Annotated in this window: 3 protein-coding genes and 1 pseudogene; 1 reads left to right on the top strand and 3 read right to left on the bottom strand. The window is 40.7% G+C overall.

Annotated elements, in window-relative coordinates; genetic code table 11:
* Nucleotides 1–180, top strand: a 180-nt coding sequence (locus E5983_RS07950) for a transposase (protein WP_202056368.1), incomplete at its 5' end; no start/stop codon positions are given.
* Here the strand turns inward: E5983_RS07950 and E5983_RS09895 are convergent.
* The 3 genes and pseudogenes from E5983_RS09895 to E5983_RS07930 form a co-directional block, all read right to left on the bottom strand.
* Entirely contained in the window at nucleotides 132–6,308 is a 6,177-nt protein-coding gene (locus tag E5983_RS09895) for a PBECR4 domain-containing protein (RefSeq protein WP_237397608.1), read from the bottom strand. The two genes, E5983_RS07950 and E5983_RS09895, sit on opposite strands and share 49 nt — an antisense overlap.
* A gap of 17 nt (nucleotides 6,309–6,325) precedes the next feature.
* The gene (locus tag E5983_RS07935) at nucleotides 6,326–6,583 is read right to left on the bottom strand and encodes a hypothetical protein (protein WP_160333325.1); all 258 of its coding nucleotides are present in this window, start codon (nucleotides 6,581–6,583) and stop codon (nucleotides 6,326–6,328) included.
* Nucleotides 6,584–6,709: 126 nt separating this feature from the next.
* Nucleotides 6,710–6,934, bottom strand: a pseudogene (locus E5983_RS07930) (hypothetical protein); the annotation flags it as partial.
* Between the last annotated feature and the right edge of the window lie 93 nt (nucleotides 6,935–7,027).

Here is a 7,027-nt window from a genome sequence, read left to right as displayed (position 1 = left end):
AGTCGTCTAAAAGTATTGTGCGAAGAACAAGGACATAAACTCTTGCCTCTTCCCCCCTACTCACCTGAGTATAATCCTATTGAAAACACATGGGCTCATATGAAAAAACACCTCAGAAAAGTATTGCCCAGTTATGACAATTTTCTGGATGCTTTGTTGTCTTGTTCTTGTTTCAAATGACTATATTTTGTATACCGAGGATAACCTGTTTCTAGATCTCGTTCTTGGAATTGACGAACAGGGAGCTTCCCTTCCTTCACCAAGGCTTTCTCTTGCGGCGTAGCCTGTGACAATTTTTTATATTGTAGATTGCCCTTGTCATTTTTCAGTTGCCGTCCCTGTTCATCCAATACTGGAATCATCTTAACCATCAAAGGCCTAAATAAAGTAATCTTTGATTTTTCTCCTGCCCTCACCGATAAATTTTGATGGAGCTTTTCCTTAACTTCACCAGTTTTCTTGTTGGTGTATTTGGCCTTGGTAGTCATCACATCTTCTGGTCCAACACCTAAAACCTTCCCCTTCTCTTGCCACTGATTGTAGGTTGCGACCGCATTGACCCCTGGCCATTGTTCTTGAATTAAGGCCACGTTTCGAGGAGAAAGTTTAGGAAACTTACTCATGAAATCTAGGTACTCAAACAAATCTTCAGGTGACTCTGTATACTCACGAATTTTTTGAAAGGCATGTTCGCTAATTTCATGAGCTGAAGCCTTAGAATAGTCGAATGCCTCATCACCTGTCTCATGGATAACTTCATCTTCAACTTTAGCATCCGTATCGGCAGCTATAATTTCCTCAACTCTTTGAGCCAAAGCAGATTTTTTCTCTTTAGAGTCTGGAGACTGTTCAAGAACTTCAACAGTAGTGTCCTGATTAACTCCTTGTAGATTCAGCTGAGCAAGGACCTTCTCATCAATAGCAGCTAGTTCTGCCTGTTCTTCTAAAGGACGATGACCAAGACTGAAAAGTCTTGCAGAAATAGGCTCAGTTTCATCCCCAATGTTATAGCGCACATCTTCTTTAATCAGCTTCCCACCAGGAGCATAAACATCGAATTTAACTTTAGTGTAGGGAATGTAAGCCTCTTGATTTCCTGTCTTCTGAACAATATTTGTACTTTCCTTATTCAGCTCATAAAACGCCTTATTTTGTTCATAAAGCACTTCCGCAAAGCTCTGATAGTCTACACGGTCTATCTCGTTAAACGGCAGCTGAGGGCTATCAGGCCAGCGTTCAAACCATTGAATCTGTACATGATAGCTTTCCTCATAAATACGATCTTGACTCCAGTCCCGATAAAAAGCTGATTCTTTATTGACCAACCCTAATTGATCCGCAGCTTCAACGACAGCCGTAAAATCACCTTCATGAGCATCTGAAAGCTCATAATAACGCTCCCAGGCCTCTTGAAATTTTTCAAGAGGCTCTATTCCTAGATTTCGAAGATCACCTAGATTGTAGGCAGTATCCAAAACAGGGGTAAATACTTCAGCTGAAAGAGACAGGGGCTGCTCCTGGTTCTTATCAAGATCAGTAGTCTCTTCATACTGTTTATTTTCCAAAATAGACAGCATTTCTTTGCCACCATCTTTAACGTATTCCTCATTGATGGAAAGTTGTTCAATCTGACCGTCTCTTTCTCTATAAATACCAAGAATAATTCTTTCCTGATTCGATTCCTCTAGTTGAATTTTCAATCCTTCTCTTAACTTCATCAAACTAGCTGGAAAGGTTGATTCATCAGCTGTTCGTAAGGCTAAAACAATATCCTCATCTTTGGACTTAATGGCCTTACTCATATCTAACGCATGAAGTTTAGGAACATCTGATAAGTCTCCAAAATAGAAAGAACTTGCATCAACAATGGCTGGTAAATCAGGCAAAACTTTTAATTTATCAAATGCAGTCCCTTTATTTGCCAAAAAAATACTATCAAAGTCACCCTTGCCTTGAGCAAAATCAATTACCGTTTGTTCTGCGGTTTGTCCTTCCTTATAAGGAAATACGCCTGTCAAATGTTGGAACTTATCTTTATCAAACCGAATTTGTACACTATTGACGACATCACCTTCTTGATAAAAATAGATGATCTCACTATCTGCCACAGTATCCAAATACCAGTTGGCTATCTGTTGTATATTATGGGCATATCGATTCAATTTCATTAGATCATGCTCAGAAATTTTATGATAAGACCGCTTCGTAATTGACTTTCCCTCTCCACTTATAGTAAAATGAAGTAAAGACTGAGGCCCAGTTTGGCTTGGTGACAAGCCATTCAAAGGTTGCGATTTATTCGCTTCAGGTAGAGGTGCTGCCTTCTGGATTTGTCCAGATAAATCCTCGATTGTACCCTCAGTCTTTTTTTCTTGCTCTGGAACTTGTTCTAGGGCATTTTCTTTATTCTCACCATCATCTGTGATAGAATATGAATCAACACTGGGAAGAAAATTAGGTTGAGCTTTTGCTTCAACGGGCTTCGGTGCTGACCCTGGAGAATCTTCTCCTAAAGAACTGGAATTGCGATTAAATAGTTCGCCACCAGTGTTGGTCTCTTGAGAACTCTCAAGGGACTTTTCTTTTTGTTCAGCTACCTCAACCTCTTCCTCTAAACTTTTCATCACAAGTGCATCTTTCTCTAACAAAACTGATTTATGAGGATTATCTTCTGATAGATAGAAACCAATAGAATCCCAGTCAGATCCAATATCGATTCGCATCTGTCCTGAAACAGATTCCTGATTCGCATCAAGGACTTCAAAATAGGTCTTATAATAGCCTGCGGGACTGAAATGATACTTGCTGTAAAGCTCCCTCGCAAATGTTTCATAAGGAATAATTTCTCCTTCTTGATAGTTGAAGTCATGCTCTGAAAATTCAAATCGGACAAAATAATCCTTGCTTGTTTTCTCTAAGCTATACATGGCTACTACCTCGTCAAATGCCTTATCATAAGTAGTTACCGCCTCATTCCAGGTAGAAGAAACAGCTGTCTTTAGATCTTCTAAGAAGCGAAGTTGTTGCTCAGGCTGCAAGCTCAGCTTATCCAGGTGATCGTAAATCTTCGTCTCACCTATCGGATCCCCATTTAAAGCAAGGAAATCACTGAATCCAGGTTCAGAAACATTTTCAATAGTTAATGTAAATGAATCACCCTTGTTCTCAATCGTTGGAATTAAACCATGGAAGACTTCTATCTCATCAGAAGAGGCTCCCCTATCATATAATTCAGAATCCTGCTCCAAATAGAAACCTTTTTCATCAAGCGATACTATATCTTGAATCAACTCGTCTATTTTTCTTCTAAACTGTGTCAACTCAAGACTACTCTCTTCATTTATGGTAGAATGAGGTAAAGGTTGAGATCGAGTTTGGCTTGGTGACAAGCCATTCAAAGGTTGCGATTCACTCGCTTCAGGTAGAGGTGCTGCCTCCTGAGTTTCAGGAAAATCCCCGAGTTTTGTCTCAGTCTTTTTTTCTTGCCCTGGACTCTGTTCTAGGGCTTTTTCTTGTACTTCTGGAACCTTAGGCACTTCCTCTTGATTATCCTCTACTATCTGAATAGGCTGTTCCTCAATTCGTGCCAATAACAAATCCAAGTCAGAACGGCTTAAAACAAGATCTCCCTCCTGTTCTGCCAGGTAGTGATAAAAAACGTTTGAGATTGTCACAAAGCCATAGTTAAAATCTTTAGCGCCTAATTCAATTAAAGGATATTCCAGCATCCGCTCAATAGACTGTGACAGACTATCAAGAGTTTGCGCATCGTAGTAATGACCAAAATGATCACCTGAGAGACTCTCGACTTGCCTATTCGTATTGTAAGCGGCTATCGCCAATTCGCCAATAAAGCGAGTTGAAATGTCCACACTTAATGCACGCTGATGCGGTTTCAGGGCTTGGTATAATGAGTCCTGCTCCATCGTCCCCTTCTCTTTGTACAAGTTGATAGTATTTTCATCGATAGATTCTAAAATTGGCCGAAGAGGGGTTAAAATTTCTAAGCGTTTGTCGTTGATATACTTGGTCGGATGACTATTACCAAGCTTTTTAAAAACATCATACAGGTAAACATCTGTATCAAAACTAATCGTGAGTTCCCCTGCTTTAATTCGTTCTTCAATTCGTTTAGCAAGTTGCTTGTTTTCTTGTTTAACCTCATCATAGGTTTTCACCTGAGAAATAGACGGATCTTGCTGCTCCCCCAGCTTGTATTTCTCAATAATTTTTTCAGCGGCTTGGTTATAATGCTCCAATACGTCCTCCCAAATTTCAGGTAACTCATCCTCCAATTTAGTGAGGAACTCAACCGACCTTTGTTCTGAAAAGTTTTGCTCGGCTAGATAATCTCGGATCCCGTCCCCATCGAGTACAGTCCCATCAATAGAAAGATACCCCGTTGCTCCATCATTAGCCGATTCCTCGACGTACAAGGGAACCCCATCAATTTGATACTGTTGATCTTCCAGAAGACTATGAAAATCCTCTAAGATAGCATCATCTGCTCCAAGATCTAGGAGCTCTTCATCCTGCCATAAATAATAAGATGAATCATCCTGTGTGATCGATGTAATATAGGCATCTACTTCTTCTTGTAAAGATTCCGTTTGGCTTTCTGGAACTACTTCTGACTGTTTAGCCAAAAGACCAGCGACTTCGTCCTTCTCCTTGTCCGTTCTAGGGCGATATTTAGTGGATTCCACAAACAGACCATCTTCGCCCAGCTCCAGCGCAACTTTCCGAAGCCCCTTCACAAAATAAATATTGGGTTGCTTAGCCCACTGATTTAAACGTCCCTCATCAACTAGCGCTTGTGCTCCTGACTGGATACTTGTATTCGACAGCTGCTCCGCAATTCCTTCTAAACGTGTCAACTCTTGACGGTAACGCTTCAAAGTTGCCTTGGTATAAAAAGATTCCCCACGTTCTGCTTTCTCAAGCTCTTCTCGAATCCTAGGGATATTTCGAACACTCATCTCAAGACCTGTTCCCTGACGATTCAAACCTTGTTCCTTCAGTTCTTGTTGCCATTGCAATCGCTCTACCCGTTCCTCTTGTTTTTTAATTTCATCTAACTTGGTAAAGACTTTTTCTTCTAGTTGATTTTGACGTTTAAAGTAAGCAGCCCCTCCTCGTTTATCATTCATAGGTTGGCCATTTGCCCTGGCTGAATGACTATAAACAGCTTCTGTTGCTTCCGCAAACTCTTGATTTAGACGTTCTAATTTTCTTTTAGAGCGGGCTAGTCTGCTATTATCGACTGAAGGATTCCTTAAAATATCATTCCAATCGGATTTTTCTTGCCCAGTTTGTAAATCTGGTAGATCTGTTGTTAGAAGAGCACCTTTTTCCCGTAAGGAACGAACAAATTGCTGGCCCCCTGTATCATTATCTACTGCTAATGTGATCCAATCCGCATGCTTTCCGTCCGCAAAAAAGTCATTCGCAATCGCTGTCTCTAAACCTTTTGCCAACTGTTCATGAGTCCACTTCAAAGGACGACCTGATAAGTCTGATTGCAGCTGGGCTAAATGGTGGCCCACTACAGCCTCTTTTAAGCCGTCCATGGATACCAGGCGCACATCAGATAGTTGTTCCTTGTGTAACTCGTAGTAAGACATGAGATCAATCGGACTCTCTGTAAAAACAAGTCGCTTGGGTTGTCCAATATCCACGTGCATGCCAGTGCTACCATCTGAATTTCTAACAATATTCTTGGCATAGCCACGCTCAGGCCATTTCTCAAAGTTCTCTTCAATCCCCTGTAGACTAGCTCCCACCAGTTCATCTGAAAAGTCAAATGCCTTAAAGACAACGACTGGCTCAATGCTGCCATTGATTTTTGCATTAGCTTGGGCTAGAAGGCCTTTCTCAAGAAAAAAATCAATCGTCTCATCTGAAAGACCACGTTGCTCTTTCAAATAGTCCCTAGCAGCTTCAAAGGGTTGTTCATAGGGCTTCAAGTAATAATTAAAGGTTTCCTGGACTCTTTCCTCAATTGTAAAATCTTTAAAGCGGCCATCATTTAGATAGTCAATAGCCTGGTTAAAACCAATCTCTTTCATAGTTTGAACTAGAGCAATCACATCGCCCCCTTTACGCTTTGAAAACCAATTCCACATGTTTTTTTCAGGTGAAATCACCATGGAATCGTGTTCCTTCCATCGATAATCTCGCCCTGACCGAAACAATTCCATATTAAGCTCATGAGCCACATCTAAAATATCTCTGGATCTAGCATGTTCTACTCGTTCACGACGGCTTTTAGCACGTGAAGAGACTACTTGTTTCTGTTCTTCAACCATAGAAAACTCCTTCTACCTTAAAAAGATTCATATTCCATTGAGTCATCCATTTCTTCAGGATCACGAAATAGGGTTGGAGGTAATTGAATCAGCTCTCCAAGAACAAATGTTTTAAATTGCTCTACATCTTCCTGAAAATTGAGTTCTAATTCCAAACCACTATTACCTCCCTGCCCTGCAAAAAGAACCATCCGATCCAAATCATCGGTTTTGACGACTAACCAAGGAGCAGTCTCGTCAAAATCTGCTTCTGAAATACCTGGGAAATACAACATGGTGTCCTACACCTCCTTTCTTCATGTTTCCCTCCAGTGTAAGAGATAATCCATTTTTTGACAGTAAGGGGACAAGTCAGTGACAATAAACAACAAAAAAACCTTTGATTCGATGATCAAAGGCTTTTATCGTTGGTTTTGTTGTTGTTCTTCCTGCTCCTCCCGTTCTGCACGTTCATCACTACGAACACGTTCCATCAAGGCTTTTTTATCAGCTTGTTGGGCACGTCCCAGGGAAGCTGATAATTGATTCATGAAGTCTGAGGTAATTTTGGCCCTTCCTAGGGACTGCTGCAATTGAGATTTTTTAGCCACTTTTCTAGCTTGTATTTGTTTAGAAACAGCGTAAGCGCCCAATAACAAGGTATCTTCCGATAAAGTAGAAATCTAGCTATACTAGTCTCAGAAAACATGAGTAGAGGAGATTGGTTTAGTGGATGCGAA

The organism is Streptococcus danieliae (assembly GCF_009767945.1).
Taxonomy (GTDB): Bacteria; Bacillota; Bacilli; order Lactobacillales; family Streptococcaceae; genus Streptococcus; species Streptococcus danieliae.
The sequence above is the reverse complement of the archived record's forward strand: the minus strand, read 5'-3'. Positions and strand labels throughout refer to the sequence as shown.